Annotated in this window: 12 protein-coding genes; 4 read left to right on the top strand and 8 right to left on the bottom strand. The window is 68.1% G+C overall.

Features of this window, described 5'->3' with window-relative positions; genetic code table 11:
• Positions 1-77 precede the first annotated feature (77 nt).
• On the top strand, positions 78-1,499 hold the full coding sequence (locus LGM71_RS09685; RefSeq protein ID WP_124622143.1) for a PLP-dependent aminotransferase family protein: 1,422 nt from the start codon (positions 78-80) through the stop codon (positions 1,497-1,499).
• An 8-nt stretch (positions 1,500-1,507) separates the two neighbouring features.
• A complete protein-coding gene (locus LGM71_RS09690) occupies positions 1,508-2,347 on the top strand; it encodes an ATP-dependent serine protease (protein ID WP_226114729.1) in 840 nt (279 codons plus the stop codon).
• Between the two features lie 93 nt (positions 2,348-2,440).
• Here the strand turns inward: LGM71_RS09690 and fdhA are convergent, their stop codons facing one another.
• The 8 genes from fdhA to LGM71_RS09730 form a co-directional block, all read right to left on the bottom strand.
• The gene (gene fdhA / locus LGM71_RS09695; RefSeq protein WP_059600256.1) at positions 2,441-3,637 is read right to left on the bottom strand and encodes a formaldehyde dehydrogenase, glutathione-independent; all 1,197 of its coding nucleotides are present in this window, start codon (positions 3,635-3,637) and stop codon (positions 2,441-2,443) included.
• A gap of 267 nt (positions 3,638-3,904) precedes the next feature.
• Entirely contained in the window at positions 3,905-5,095 is a 1,191-nt protein-coding gene (locus LGM71_RS09700) for an efflux RND transporter periplasmic adaptor subunit (protein WP_226114730.1), read from the bottom strand.
• On the bottom strand, positions 5,095-6,954 hold the full coding sequence (locus LGM71_RS09705) for an efflux transporter outer membrane subunit (RefSeq protein ID WP_226114731.1): 1,860 nt from the start codon (positions 6,952-6,954) through the stop codon (positions 5,095-5,097). The genes LGM71_RS09700 and LGM71_RS09705 overlap by 1 nt, the downstream gene beginning before the upstream one ends.
• 8 nt (positions 6,955-6,962) lie before the next feature.
• Positions 6,963-7,901: a glycosyltransferase family 2 protein gene (locus LGM71_RS09710; RefSeq protein ID WP_226114732.1), complete on the bottom strand. Its 939-nt coding sequence runs from the start codon at positions 7,899-7,901 to the stop codon at positions 6,963-6,965.
• Positions 7,902-7,911: 10 nt separating this feature from the next.
• Positions 7,912-9,498 (bottom strand): DHA2 family efflux MFS transporter permease subunit, encoded by a 1,587-nt coding sequence (locus LGM71_RS09715; RefSeq protein WP_059600260.1) that lies wholly within the window; start codon positions 9,496-9,498, stop codon positions 7,912-7,914.
• Positions 9,495-10,778: a glycosyltransferase gene (locus LGM71_RS09720; RefSeq protein WP_226114733.1), complete on the bottom strand. Its 1,284-nt coding sequence runs from the start codon at positions 10,776-10,778 to the stop codon at positions 9,495-9,497. The genes LGM71_RS09715 and LGM71_RS09720 overlap by 4 nt, the downstream gene beginning before the upstream one ends.
• A 16-nt stretch (positions 10,779-10,794) precedes the next feature.
• A complete protein-coding gene (locus LGM71_RS09725; protein WP_059685557.1) occupies positions 10,795-11,364 on the bottom strand; it encodes a methyltransferase family protein in 570 nt (189 codons plus the stop codon).
• Between the two features lie 67 nt (positions 11,365-11,431).
• Positions 11,432-12,334, bottom strand: a complete 903-nt coding sequence (locus LGM71_RS09730; protein WP_124622158.1) for an alpha/beta fold hydrolase — start codon at positions 12,332-12,334, stop codon at positions 11,432-11,434.
• A 721-nt stretch (positions 12,335-13,055) separates the two neighbouring features.
• On the opposite strand from LGM71_RS09730, the gene betI reads away from it, so the two are divergent.
• Positions 13,056-13,640 carry a transcriptional regulator BetI gene (gene betI / locus LGM71_RS09735; protein WP_059534154.1) on the top strand — a complete coding sequence of 195 codons (585 nt, stop codon included), beginning with the start codon at positions 13,056-13,058 and terminating at the stop codon, positions 13,638-13,640.
• A gap of 32 nt (positions 13,641-13,672) precedes the next feature.
• Complete coding sequence (gene betB, locus LGM71_RS09740) at positions 13,673-15,142, top strand: betaine-aldehyde dehydrogenase (RefSeq protein ID WP_124622160.1); 1,470 nt, start codon at positions 13,673-13,675, stop codon at positions 15,140-15,142.
• Positions 15,143-15,155 lie beyond the last annotated feature (13 nt).

The raw sequence follows: 15,155 nt of genomic DNA on the forward strand, positions 1-15,155 counted from the left end.
TTGGGGGCGGGATTGAACGCGGCGGACGCCGTGCTACTCTTTTTTCAGCGACGGCCGCGATCGGCCGGAGGCCAGGCATGAAGCGATATGCGGTGCTCGCACAGACGATTGCCGATTCGATCCGGCGCGGCGACCTGCCGGCAGGCGCACGCATTCCGACCGTGCGCTCGGCATGCAGCGCCTATCGTGTCAGTCCTTCCACCGTATTTCGCGCGTACTACGCGCTCGAAAGCGAGGGCTTGATCGTCGCGCGCGCGCGTTGCGGTTATTTCGTTGCGAACCTCGATGACAAGCGAGTGCGCGCGGGTCGCGACACACCGCGCAAACCGGCTGCATCGCAGACCGGCGGCGACGATGCGCTGTTCCAGCTGATCGACTCGCTCAAACGCGACGACATCGTGCCGCTGGGTTCCGCGTTCGCCAGCTATTCACTGTTTCCGATGAGCAGCCTGTGGCGATATGCGGCGACGGCCGCCCGCAACATGGACCGCGAGAAACTGCTGGCCGGCCTGCCGCCCGGCAACGAGGCGCTGCGCCGCCAGATTGCGTTGCGGTACCTGAACGCGGGCGCGTCGTTGCCGATGGAAGAAATCGTCATCACGACCGGCGCGGCGGAAGCGCTGACGCTGAGCCTGCAGGCGCTCACGCGCCCTGGCGACCTGGTCGCGATCGAACGCCCTGCCTTCCCCGCGGTGCTGCAAGCCGTGCAGCGGCTGCATCTGAAGGCCATCGAGATTCCGGTTGATCCGCGCACCGGCCTCGATCTCGACGCGCTCGCCGACGTGCTCGACACGCATCCGGTGCGCGCGTGCTGGTTCATGACCTCGTTCCACAACCCGACCGGCGCGACGCTGCCAGACGAGCGCAAGCGCCGGCTGATCGAACTGCTCGCATCGCACCAGGTGCCGCTGATCGAGGACGACGTGTTCGGAGAACTACATTTCGGCCCGACGCCCACGCGCCCCGCGAAACTGTATGACGACAACGGGCTCGTGCTGCATTGCGGTTCGTTCTCGAAGTGCCTCGCCCCCGGTTTCCGGGTCGGCTGGGTCGCCGCCGGACGTTACGTGAAGCAGATCAGGCAGGTGAAGAACGCGAGCGCGCCGGCGGCGGACGTGCCCGCGCAGATGGCCGTGTCCAGCTATCTGCGCAACGGCGCGTACGACCGCTTCCTGCGCAGGCTCCGGCTCAACCTCGCGGCCCACCAGGCGCAGATGCTCGCGGCCGTTCGCGCGTACTTCCCGGCCGACACCGAGGTGTATGCCCCGCGCGGCGGATATTTCCTGTGGATCGAATTGCCGCCGCACGTGGATGCGATGCAGTTGTTCGGCGACGCGATGGAGAATGGGGTCAGCCTCGCGCCCGGGCCGATCTTTTCGATGACGGGCGCCTTTCACCGCTACGTCCGGCTGAACTATGGCCGACCGTGGACCCCTGCCGTCGAGGACGCGATGCGCACCATCGGAAGGCTCGCGGGGCGGCAACAGCAGACGAGGTAGCAACGATCATGCAAGTCCTGCCCAACCGGAAAGTCCGCACGCGCGACACGCTGCGCGGCGCACTGAACCTGCGTGCCGAGCCGCGCGCCACCGTCAGCCAGCGCTGCCGGCAGTGCGGCTTCATGGCGTTCCGCGCCAGCGAGCAGTGCCCCGTCTGCGGACAGGGAGGCTGGCCGTTCGCGCCGCTGCGCCGATCGAACGACGATGCGCCCGCCGCGCAGGCCACGCCTCCGCACGAGGCGCAGCCCGTCCCGACGTGGTCGTCGCGCGTCGCAGCCGCGGTGCGCGGCGCGGCGGTCCAGCGGCCGCGCGCGTCGAGCGCGCCGCTGCTGAGCATCCTGACCCTCGTGATGCTGGTCGGCGGCTATGTGACGTATGACCGGACGTGCCGGGTGGATCCCGTCTGTCGCGGACCGGGCGCGTCGCGCCCGGTGACGGCTTACGCCAGTCTGCATGCGGCTGACGCGCCGACGTTGCCGGTCGGGCCCGCGCCCGCACCCGTCCAGGCAATGCATCCGGCCGAGCGCGCGGCAGTCGACGCCGATCGGCTCGCCGACGCCAATGTCGACACCGACGCCGATCGGTCGAGCAAGGCCGCTCAGCCCGGCAATGCGGGCACGCCCCGACACGTGGCAGGACGCCCGATGACGACGCTCGCGCGGCACGCGCCGCCGGTTCACGGACCGGACAGCGCGCGCGGCGGCGGCATTCGCGTCGCCGACTGGAAAGGCGGTGCCACCGCGACGCGACGCGGGCACGCGATACGCCGCGTGACCCTGCATACGCGTCATGGTCGGCGCGCGATGGCGAGCGGGGCCGAAACGGCGATGATCTATCGCGGGCATTGAGCGCGCGGCGCACGGCGACCGCAGCCACGCCCACAAGGAAAAACGGGCGGCACCGTCTCCGGTGCCGCCCGCTTCGTGCCCGTCGTTCGTGCGTCAGGCCGCCAGCAAGCCGTGCGGATCGATCACGAATTTGCGCGGCGCGCCGCCGTCGAACTTCTTGTAGCCTTCCGGCGCCTGGTCGAGCGAGATCACTTCGACGTTGACGATCTTCGCGATCGGCAGACGGTCGAACAGGATTGCCTGCATCAGGTTGCGGTTGTACTTGAGCACCGGCGTCTGGCCCGTGAAGAACGAGTGCGACTTCGCCCAGCCGAGGCCGAAGCGGATGCTCAGGCTGCCGTGCTGCGCGGCCTTGTCCTTCGCGCCCGGATCGTCCGTCACGTACAGGCCCGGGATGCCGATCGCGCCGGCCGGCCGCGTGATTTCCATCAGCGAGTTCAGCACCGTCGCGGGCGCTTCCTCGGAATGGCCCGACGAACCGTGGCCGTGCGCCTCGAAGCCGACGCAGTCGACCGCGCAATCGATCTCCGGCACGCCGAGGATCTGCTCGATCTGCTCGCCGAGCGACGCGTCCTTCGACAGGTCGACCGTCTCGAAGCCCATCGCCCGCGCGTGCGCGAGGCGTTCCGCGTTCATGTCGCCGACGATCGTCACCGCCGCGCCGAGCAGGCGCGCCGACGCGGCCGCCGCCATGCCGACCGGGCCCGCACCCGCAATGTAGACCGTCGAGCCCGGCTTCACGCCCGCGCTTACCGCGCCGTGATAGCCGGTCGGAAGAATGTCGGACAGGCAGGTCAGATCGCGAATCTTCGCCATCGCCTGGTCGCGGTCGGGGAATTTCAGCAGGTTGAAGTCCGCGTACGGCACGAGCACGTACTCGGCCTGGCCGCCGATCCAGCCGCCCATGTCGACGTAGCCGTAAGCACCGCCGGCACGCGACGGGTTCACGTTCAGGCACACACCCGTATGCGTGTCCTTGCACATCGCGCAGCGGCCGCATGCGACGTTGAACGGCACCGACACGAGATCACCGATCTTCAGCGTCTCGACGTCCGGGCCCACCTCGACCACTTCGCCCGTGATCTCGTGACCGAGCACGAGGCCGACCGGAGCGGTCGTGCGGCCGCGCACCATGTGCTGGTCGGAGCCGCAGATGTTCGTGCTCACCACTTTCAGGATGACACCGTGGCCGATCGCGCGGCCGGTCGGATCGACCATTTTCGGATAATCGATCTTCTGCACTTCGACCTTGCCCGGCCCAAGATAGACGACACCTCGATTGCTGCTCATCGTATTGTCTCCATGTCTCGTTGATGGCGCTGCCGCGCGCCGACGGATGCGGCGCTACGCAACGTGCTGTTCGAGAGTAGTCCCGGAGGTGGGGGCCCCGATGTCTCAAACGCGACATGCGTTTGAACGGTGCCGACATCCATGGCGGAAACACGAAAGTCGGGTCAGGAAAGACGGCCGGAGAGCGCGATCGTGCAAGGCACGGAACGCGTGAGCGCGCGCCCGGCCGATCGGCGCGAGCGGGCCGCCCCGTCGGTCGGGCGCGCGTTACCCGCCCTGATTCTCGCGAACGATCGCGGCGGCCGCCGCTTCCGCGTCGCTCGCCACCCCGTCGTGCACGCGCGTACTGACGGCCGGCGTCGGCGGCTCGCTGTCGAGCGCATGGCCGTCGCGGTTGCGCGTATCGACCGTCGCACGCATCGACAGCCCGACCCGCAGCGGATGCGCAGCCAGATCGCGGGGATCGATCGCGATCACGACCGGCACGCGTTGCACGACCTTGATCCAGTTGCCGGCCGCGTTCTGCGAGGGCAGCATCGAGAACGCGCTGCCGGTGCCGGCCGAGAAGCCCTGCACGCGGCCGCGATAGGTCACGCGCGAGCCGTAGAGATCCGACACGATCTCGACCGGCTGCCCGATGCGCATGTGGCGGATCTGCCCTTCCTTGAAATTTGCCTCGATCCACAACTGACTGAGCTGCACGATCGACATCAGCGGCACGCCGGGCCCGACCTGCTGGCCGACCTGCACCGAACGTTGACCGATCGTGCCGTCGACCGGCGCGACGATCGTCGTGCGCTTCAGGTTCCGGTACGCGAGCTTGAACTGCGCGGCCGCCTGCACGACGGCCGGGCTTTCGTCGACGGGCAACCGGGTGCCGAGCGCGCGCGCCGCATCGAGCTGCGCCTGTGCGGCCGCGAGATTGGCCTGCGCACCGGCGACCGCCGCGCGCGCGCGCGCCAGTTCCTCCGGCGCGACGATCTCGACCGACGCGCCCGAGCGCGCGGCGAGCGCGCGCTGCGCGAGCGACAGGTCGGCCTGGCGCGCGGTCACGGCTTCGACGTACATCGTGTTCGAGATCTTCGCGTTCGCGACCTGCCGCACGGCCTGCACGAGTTGCGCCTTCGCCTGCGCGAACGCGACGGACGCCTCGGTGTCGTCGAGCCGCACCAGCGTCTGCCCGGCACGCACGGCCTGCGTATCGGCGACCAGCACGTCGGTCACGGTGCCCGGAATCTGCGCCGCGACCTGCACGATGCTGCCCGCGACGTACGCGTCGTCGGTGTCTTCGTAATAGCGGTCATGCAACAGCCAGAACGCGATCCAGACGAGCGCGGCCAGCAGCACGACCGCGAAGAACAGCGTGAAGCGCTTGCGGCGCGTCGCCCGGCGCGCGTCGAGTGCGGGATCGTTCAGGGCAGCCGGCAGCGCGGCGGTATGAAGGTTGTCGTGGTGCATCAGTCGCTTTGCGTAACGATCAGGCGGTCATGCTGGAACAAGGGGATCGGCGGCATGGCCGACGGGCCCGGCGCTGGATTCACTGCCGCCGTGCGCGCGGAAACGGGGGCGCCGCGGGGCGTCGCGCCGCCGGCCGGCGTGCGGGCCGCGTCGTCGCGTCGTGCAGCCGCCGCATTCGACGCTGCGACGACCTGCGGGACGGCCACGCTCCGCGCACGCGCATCGGCCGACGGCCCCGCCACCGACTGGCTGGTGGTCGCGGCGGCGGGCGCAGCGGCCGCGGCGGGCGCTGCGGATGCGGCGATAGAAGTGCCGCGCTTCGCAGGCCCGCCGCGCGCCCGATGCACGGTCGGCGCCTGCGCAACCGTCGCGCCCGCGTCGAACCCGCCGCCCAGCGCACCGATCAACCCGACACGCAGCGTCCGCTGCCGGCCGAGCAACGCGATCATCTGTGCGCGCTCGTCGATCAACGTGAGATCCGCGACATCGACGTCCTTCTGCATCAGCACGCCGCGCCGATGACGGTCAGTCGCAATCTCCACGATCTTTTGCGCGGCCGCGACCGCGTCCTGCTGCTGCGCGACGAGCGTCTGCGACGTACGCAGAGACGTGACGATCTGCGCGACCTGACCGAGCGCGTCGTCGACGGTCTTGTTGTACAGGCCGATCGCGACGTCGGCCTGCGCGACGTCCGCGCCGAGCTTCGCCTTCAGCCGGCCGCGATCGAACACCGGCAGCGAGATCGCCGGGCCGACGGAGCCGCCAAGCGCGTCGCGCGAGAACAGCGACGCGGGCGTCAGCGCGAACACGCCGCCGAGCGCGACGAGATTCACGTCCGGATAGAACTGCGCGCGTGTCGAATCGGCATTCGCGAACGCGGCCTCGACACGCAGCCGCGCGGCGACGATGTCGGGCCGCCGGCCCAGCAGATCGGCCGGCAGCCGCGCGGGCAGCGCGCCGCCGGCCAATGCGCCGACGCGCGGCCGCTGCAGCGCGAGCCCGCGCTCCGGGCCGCGGCCCGACAGCACACCGAGCTGCAGTTGCGCGAGCTTGATCTGCTCGTCGTTCAGCGCGATCTGCGCGAGCAGTTTGCTGCGCTTGATCGATGCGTCGCTCGCGTCGTACGCGTTGTCGAGCCCGCGCGCGGTTCGCTCGCGCAGCACGGCCGTCACGCGCTGACTGACCTTCAGCTTCTGCTGCAGCAGATCCTGCGTCGCGTACGCCTGGTCGAGCTGGCAGTACACGGTGACGATCGCGACCGCCAGCGTGAGCCGCACCTGCTCGGCTTCGACCCGCGCCGCTTCACGCAGCGACATCAGGCTCTTCGTCGCCGCGCGGTTCTTGCCCCACAGGTCGAGCTGGTAGTTGAGCCCGACGAACACCGACGACGGCGATACGTTCGGATCGCCAAATATCTCGACGGGCACGCGATAGCCGCCGACCGAAACGTTGGCGACGTCGTCGCCCGGCTTCGGCATCCGCGCGCGGCTGACCGTTGCGCCGGCCGTGCCCGTCAGCCCCGTCAACGAATCGAACTGCTGAAGCTGCGCCTGCGCGATCCGCAATCGCGCCTGAGCAACCTGCAGGTCGGGATTGTTTTGCGATGCCTCGGCGACCAGCGCGTCGAGCTGCGGATCCTGCAGTTGCTTCACCCAGTCGGGTGCGGGCCACGCACCGTTCACGCCGGGGCCGGCCGTGTGCGCGAGCGCATCGTCGGCCGGCGCGCGCAACGACAGCGACGGCAGGAAGCCCGTCGGCACGCATCCGCCCAATGCCATCGCCGCCGCCGCGGCGCCGATCAACGCACCGCCCTTCACGCCACGCGCCAGCGCTGCCGCATTTTCTTTCACACGCCGCATCGTTTCCCTCATCCCTGCTGGACGCGCTGCGCGCGCGCGGCCAGACGCGGCCGCGTGCGTTCGAGCGGACCGAGCCGGCCGAACAGGCCGTCCGCGATACCGAACAGGATGCCGGCGAGCTTGTCGCGCTTGTCGCGCTCGACGAGCGCGATCTGCACGACCTGCCACATGGTCAGCAGGTTCGGCACGATCGCCACCGGAAAGCGCAGCCCGTACTGCATCCCGAGCTGCACCGCATTGCGTGCGCTGTAGTAGCGCCGTTGCCACGAGTGATTCATCGACGTCATTTCGAAAGGGCCGAATGCGTGACGCTGCTTCGCGCCGATCCGGTGCGGCAGCACCAGCGACGGCACGACGTAGAGCGGCACGTTGCGCGCGAGCGCGCGGAAGCTGTATTCGGTATCGACGTGATCGATGAACAGCGTCTCGTCGAAGCGGCCGAGCACGTCGAACGCGGCGCGCGACACGACGCAGCCCGACGAGATCAGGAACGCACAGCGCTGCAATTGCGCATCGGGATCGACGCGCAGCCGGCGTAACGCGATCCCGTTGGTCGCCAGCTCGGGCAGGAAGCTGCGCGCGTTCTCGTCGAAGATGCGCGGGCCGGCAAGGAATGCGCGCCCCGCGAGCCCCGCGCAGGCGTCGCGCATCGTCGCAAAGTAACCGGCCGGCACGGACGAATCCTGGTCGAACAGCGCGACCGCATCGACGTTGTCGCGAAACAGCGCCGCGAGCCCCGCGTTGTACGCGCCCGCGACTCCTCCGCGATTGCCGTGATGCAGCAGCGCGATGCCGTCGCGCGCGCACAGTTCGCTTGCGCGCGGATCGGGCTGCGGCGTGTTGTCGACGACGAGCAGCGCGTCGCACGCGTGCCGCCACGTGCCGAGCGCCGCGAGCTGCGCGTCGGTCGGGTGATACAGGATCACGAGTGCGCCGAGTGTCGTCATGCCGCTCTCCTCAATGTCCGAACGAAGCTGCCGCGCCGCGCTTCGGCCGCGTGAGCCACATCATCGCGGCGAGCACGAGGCAGGTCATGCTCGCCATCCAGAACATGTCGCCCGTCGCCATCATGTACGCCTGTTGCATCACGACCTGGTGCAGCGTGGATAGCTCGCGCACGCCGTCCACGCCCATCGCGTTCAGCGTGTGCACGAAGCGCTGCGTGTTCGCCGACGCGTGCGTGACCGATTGCGACACGACGTCGTAGTGATAGGTCGCACGGTTGTCCCACAGCGTCACGCTCATTGCGGTGCCGAACGCGGCCGACAGCGTGCGCAGGAAGTTCGACAGGCTCGACGCCGCCGCGAGCCGGTCGTCCGGAATGCGCGACAACGTCGCGGCGGTCAGCGGAATGAAGAAACACGGCAGCCCGATCCCCTGGATCAGCCCGGGCGCGGCGATCTGCGCGAACGTCATCTTCAGCGTGAAATGCGCATCCCATGCGAGCACGGCCGCGAACACGAGGAAGCCGAAGGTCGCGAGCACGCGCGCGTCGAAACGGTGCGCGTGCAGGCCGACGAGAATCGAGAACACGAGCGCGAGCACGCCGAGCGACGCGGTGGCGAGCCCCGCGTGGAATGCGTTGTAGCCCATCACCGCCTGCATCCACAGCGGGAACACGACACCCACCACCGAGAAGCTCATCATCCCGAGCGAGATGATCAGCACGCAGAACGAGAACGTGCGATCGCGAAACAGGCTCAGGTCGACGACCGGATGGGCCTCGCCCGCCTCCCAGATCAGCAGCGACACGATCGCGAGCCCCGCGACCACCGCGAGCGTGACGATCAGCGGCGAATCGAACCAGCCCTTGTCGTGGCCGAGATCGAGCATCGCCTGCAGCGAACCGACGCCGATCACGAGCAGCACGATGCCCGGCACGTCGATCGGGCCGGCCGCGCCACGCTGCGCGTCGGGGCGCAGCATCGCGGTGCAGACCGCGAACGAGAACAGCCCGATCGGCAAATTGATCAGGAAGATCCACGGCCACGAGAAGCTGTCGACGATCCAGCCGCCGACCACCGGCCCGAAGATCGGCGCGAGCAGCACCGTCATCGCCCATAGCGCGAGCGCGACGGTGCGCCTGTCCGGCGGGAACGTGCGCAGCAGGATCGTCTGCGACAGCGGCACCATCGGCCCCGAGCACAGCCCCTGCAGCGCGCGGCAGACCACCAGCACGTGCAGGTCGCGCGCGAGGCCGCACAGCAGCGACGTCAGCGTGAACAGCAGCACCGCGCCGACGAACAGCCGCAGCTCGCCGACGCGCCGCGCGAGCCAGCCGGTCAGCGGCACCGCGATCGCGGCCGCGACCGAATACGAGCTGATCACCCACGTACCCTGGCTGTTCGAGACGCCGAGACTGCCCGAGATCGCGGGCACCGCGACGTTGGTGACGGTCGAGTCGAGCACTTCGATGAAGGTCGCGAGCGACAGCGCGAACGTCAGCAGCGCGAGCCGGGCGCCGCGCACCGGCGGCGCAACGGGTGCGGGTTCGCTCGCGTCGAAGGCGGCGGGCGTGTCCTGAAGCGGCGATGCCGTGCTCATGCGCCCGCCAACGCGACAACGGGCGGCGAGATCGCGCGTCCGCGGCTCGGCACGAAGCGCTCGATGTAATCGGCAGCCGTTTCGCAGCCGTCCGGCGCCGCGTTGATCAGCGCACGCGTGCGTTCCGCATGCAAGGACAATTCGGGTTCATCCAGCACGCGCGCGAGCGCCGCACCGAGACGCACGCCGTCGACCGCACCGTCGACGCGCAAGCCGGCGCCGCTTGCCGCGACGCGCTGCGCGTTGTCGAACTGGTCGTGCGCGAACGGTGTCACGACCTGCGGAATTCCGGCTTCGAACGCGAGCGCCGCCGTGCCGATCCCGCCGTGATGCACGAGCGCGCGGCAACGCGGCAGCAGCGTGCGCATCGGCACGAAGCGGCGCACGAGCAGCCGATCGCCGTCCGGCGCCGCATCGTGCGGGCTCAGCAGGATCCCGCGCGCGCCGTTCGCGCGCAGCGCATCCGCCACCGCGCGCGCATACGCCGCGTGATCGACGCGTGTCGAACCGGCCGTGAACACGACCGGGGGTTCACCGGCCGCGAGATACGCATCGAGTGCCACATCTTCGTCGGGTGTCGCAATATCGTTGAACAACGGGAAACCGCTTTGCAGGTGATTCGACGGCCAGTCCGGCTGCGGCGGCGCGAACCAGCCGGGAAACAGGCACAGCACGCCGTCGGTCGAATGCAGCCAGCGGCCCAGCACGCGCCGCGCGGGCGCGAGCCCGAGTTCGCGGCGCACCGCGTTGAGCGCCGGGCCGCAGGTGCGATCGAGCACCTGGCGCTCGATCAGCGTCATCAGCGCCGCCTTCACCGGCAGCGGCCAGCGTGCGGGAATCGTCAGGCGCGGGTGCGTCGGCGGGGCATGTGCGGACAGCAGCGTCGACGGCGACACCTGCACCGATACGTACGGCGTGCCGTGCAGTTCCTGCATGAAGCGCGCGGAGAACGCCCACAGCGTGCCGACGAGCACCGTATCGCCATCAGCCAGTGCGCGCAGCGCGTCGTAGTGCGGGCGCAGCGTCGGCGCGATCACCTGCCACAGCGTGCGAAACGACGTGCGCGAATCCCACAGCGCGGGGTTCGCCATCGCGGCCTCGTATTCGGCCGCGGTGCCGATCGGCACGAACGCGAACCCGCAACGGCGCACGATCGCCTCGAACGGCGCGTGCGTGCAAAACACGACGTCGTGGCCGCGCAGCGCGAGCGCACGCGCGACGCCGAGCAGAGGATGCACGTCGCCCGCCGACCCGATCGCGGTCACGATCACCTTCGCCATCGCGCGCCTCGCGGGGTCAATAGAAGCCGGGGATCAGCGCCGCGACCTCGCGGCGGTATTGCGCGTACGCCGGCCCGAAATACCCGGTCAGCCAGCTTTCCTCGACACGTACCTTGTACGCGAGCGACGCGAACACGAGCGCGACGCCAAGCGCGCCGCGCCACTCGCCGCCGATCAGCGCGGCGCCGACGAGCGCGATCAGGCAGCCCGTATAGATCGGGTGACGCACGAGCGCGTACGGCCCGGTGCGGACGAGTTCGTGGTCTTCCTTCAGCGTGACCGACACGCTCCAGTTCGTGCCGAGATGCAGCCGCGCCCATACGGAGAACAGCAGCCCCGCGACGAGCACCGCGAGCCCGCATTGCGCCTGCAGGCCGAAGCGCTGCCAGTCGGGCACGAGTGCCTGCCACGACGGATCGGGCAGGATGATCAGCGCGCCGCCGACGATCAGCGGAATCGACTGCAGCGTGCGCGAGCGCGACGCCTCCTTGCGCACGGTCGTCTTCACGGCCTGCGACGTCGCGATCCAGTAGGCGAGCCACGCGGCCCAGGGAACGACGATGGCGATGGTCTGAACGATATTCACGGCTGGCCTGCCTCGTGTGAAAAAGAATTCGGATGCGCCCGGTGTGCCCGGTGCGCGACGTGCTGCGTCATGACGACAGCGCCGGCATCGGCGCGGACACGCATGCGTGTGCGGCGCCGAGCGCGATGCCCGCGGCGACGGGGGGCGAGTCGCAGAAGAAGTCGAGCAGCGCCGCGCGCGTGGTTTCGCGCTGCGCGCGGCCTTCGATGTCGAGGAAATGGCCGGCGTCGGGAATCGTCGCGAAGCGCGCGCGCGGCACGTGCGTGGCGAGCTGGCGGACATCGGCCGGCGTCGTGTATTCGTCGCGCTCGCCGTTCAGGAACAGCAACTCGCAGCCGATGTTGGAAAACTCGCTCAGGTAGCGCTCCGGCTGCAGCGACAGGATCTGGTCGACGTGGAACGCGACCTGGTCCTGCTCGTCGCGCGGCAAGCGCGTCAGATAGCGGTAGTTGTAGAGCTTCATGATGCGCGGCAGGTAGCGGCCGACCGTATCGTTCAGCAGCTGCGCGGCCTTCAGGTTCTCGCCTGCCGCGATGTGGTCGCGGGCGCGCGTCACGTAGTCGACCATCGCGTCGTTCAGGAACGGCGAGAACGAGCAGATCGCCGCGCGCCGCACGCTCGGGCAGCCGCGCGCGAGCGCGAACAGCGACGCGACACCGCCCCACGACACCGATACGAGGAACGCCGGCGCGAAGCGTTCGACCAGATGCTGGAGAATCGCGGCCTCGTCGTCCTTGGTCAGAATGAAGCAGCCGGGGTTGTGCTGGCGCGACTGCCCCGCATACGGCAGGTCGAAGCAGATCGTGTTCATCCGCTCGCCGAGATACTGGACGGTCTGCCCGAACGATGCGGTCGTCGCGAGCGCGCCGTTGACGAGCATCGCCGTGTCGAACGACGGATCGAACACGTTCCGTTCGACGTAGACCTTCAGACCATTCGGTAGCGGGACCACGTGTTTTTCGGTCGGCATCGTCGTTCTCCGGTGGATGCGGCGTCTCGGCGTCGCGGCATGCTGCAGGTGCGCAATGGCGGGCGCCGGCCCTGTCGCGGTCGTTGGCCGCGCCCATTGCCGACGCACCGCGGGAAAAACCCGCGGCGCCGATTCATTCCTTTTGGTTCGGCGCCATACTAATACGGGCAATATTACTTACTCAAGTCATTCCAACGATCCCCTCTACTCCGCCCGGAAATACGCCAGATTCAAATATATTTTGCATTTTTTATGGTAGACGGACACGGCCCCGAGTTGACAGTAATCGTTTGCGATCGAGCCCGACAGACAATCGATCATCAAAACTATTTCCTTTAATTTCAACACGATATCAAGTTTCAATCGGATGATTGAAACGAATTCCGGAAAATTACCCACGACGAAACCCGAGACTCGAATTTTCGGTTTTCCGAAAATCTCACATAGCTCGACATTCTTTCGACATGTAATAAATCGATTCAATTAACTTTCGCAACCATTGCGCCATCTTTTCGGAAATCGTTTTAAACAAACTTCAAGTTATTTAACCTTCTTTCAACGCGTTTTTCCGCACCTGCACAATCACGCCGGCAGCGTCTGCTCGCCCAACCGATCGCTCGATTCACCGTCGGACCCTGTTTTTTTGTTGATTGAACGGTCAATAAAAAACCGATAAGCTGTCGACTTCCAGGAACGGCCCGTCCGGGCGAAGGGGATCGCAATGCCGAAGGTCGGAATGCGGGAGATTCGTCGCGCGCAGTTGATCGACGCGACGCTGCGCTCGATCGACGAGGCCGGCCTCCCCGGCACGACGCTCGCATCGGTCGCGCAGCGCGCGAACATCTCGACGGGTATCGTCAGCCATTACTTCGGCGACAAGGACGGCCTGCTCGAAGCCACGATGCGGCACGTGCTGCGCGATCTGTGGGCGGCCACCACGCGCCGCCGCGTCGCGGCACGCAAGGACCCGCGGTCCCGGCTGCGCGCGATCGTCGCCGCGAACTTCGACGACACGCAGGTCAGCGCACCCGTGATGAAGACCTGGCTCGCGTTCTGGTCGCAGAGCATGCACGACGCGATGCTCAAGCGCCTGCAGCACGTCAACACGCGGCGCCTCCATTCGAACCTGTGCGCGGAATTCGCCAAGGCGTTGCCGCGCGCGAAGGCACGGGAAGCCGCCAGCGGCCTCGCCGCGCTGATCGACGGCCTGTGGCTGCGCGGTGCGCTCGCCGGCGGCCCGATCGACACACGGGCTGCACTGAAGCTCGCCCACAATTACATCGACCTGCTCCTCGCGTCAGACTGACGCGTCACGCAGTCGCCCTCAAGGAGATCCTCATGTCCGTATACGGTTTGCAGCGCCTCTACATCGGCGGCGGTTACGTCGACGCCACCAGCGGCAAGACTTTCGACACCTTCGACCCCGCCACCGGCGAACTGCTCGCACAGGTGCAGCAGGCAAGCGCGGCCGACGTCGACCGCGCGGTCGCATCGGCACAGGAAGGCCAGCGCGAATGGGCCGCGATGACCGCGATGCAGCGCTCGCGCATCCTGCGCCGCGCGGTCGACCTGCTGCGCGAACGCAACGACGAACTCGCGGCGATCGAGACGCGCGACACCGGCAAGCCGATCGGCGAGACGCTCGCGGTCGACATCGTCACGGGCGCGGACGTGATCGAATACTACGCGGGCCTCGCGACCGCGATCGAGGGGCTGCAGGTGCCGCTGCGCGCCGAGTCGTTCGTGTATACGCGCCGCGAACCGCTCGGCGTGTGCGCGGGCATCGGTGCATGGAACTACCCGATCCAGATCGCGTGCTGGAAGACGGCGCCCGCGCTCGCGGCCGGCAACGCGATGGTGTTCAAGCCGAGCGAAGTCACGCCGCTCACCGCGCTGAAGCTCGCGGAAATCTATACGGAAGCCGGCGTGCCGGCCGGCGTGTTCAACGTCGTGCAGGGTGACGGTTCGGTCGGTGCGCTGCTGACGGGCCATCCGGACATCGCGAAGGTGTCGTTCACCGGCGGCGTCGAGACCGGCAAGAAAGTGATGTCGCTCGCCGGCGCATCGTCGCTGAAGGAAGTGACGATGGAGCTCGGCGGCAAGTCGCCGCTGATCGTGTTCGAGGATGCCGACCTCGACCGCGCCGCCGACATCGCGGTCACCGCCAACTTCTTCAGCTCGGGCCAGGTCTGCACCAACGGCACGCGCGTGTTCGTGCACGGCTCGGTGAAGGACACGTTCACGCAGAAGGTGCTTGAACGCGTGAAGCGCATTCGCGTCGGCAAGCCGACCGACGCCGACACCAACTTCGGCCCGCTCGTGTCGGCCGCGCAGCTCGACAAGGTGCTCGGCTTCATCGAGAGCGGCAAGGCCGAAGGCGCGAAGTTGCTCGCGGGCGGCACGCGCCTGACCGACGGCCACTTCGGCAGCGGCCAGTACGTCGCGCCGACCGTGTTCGGCGACTGCCGCGACGACATGAAGATCGTCCGCGAAGAGATTTTCGGGCCGGTGATGAGCATCCTCGATTTCGCATCGGAAGACGAAGTGATTGCCCGCGCGAACGACACGCACTACGGCCTCGCGGCCGGTGTCGTGACCGAGAACCTGTCGCGCGCGCATCGCACGATCCACCGCCTCGAAGCCGGCATCTGCTGGATCAACACGTGGGGCGAATCGCCGGCCGAGATGCCGGTTGGCGGATACAAGCAATCCGGTGTCGGACGCGAGAACGGCATCACGACGCTCGAGCACTACACTCGAATCAAGTCGGTGCAGGTCGAGCTCGGCCGCTACAACCCGGTGTTTTAAGGATCACGAAAGG

This window comes from Burkholderia sp. AU33545 (assembly GCF_020419685.1).
Lineage (GTDB): Bacteria > Pseudomonadota > Gammaproteobacteria > Burkholderiales > Burkholderiaceae > Burkholderia > Burkholderia diffusa.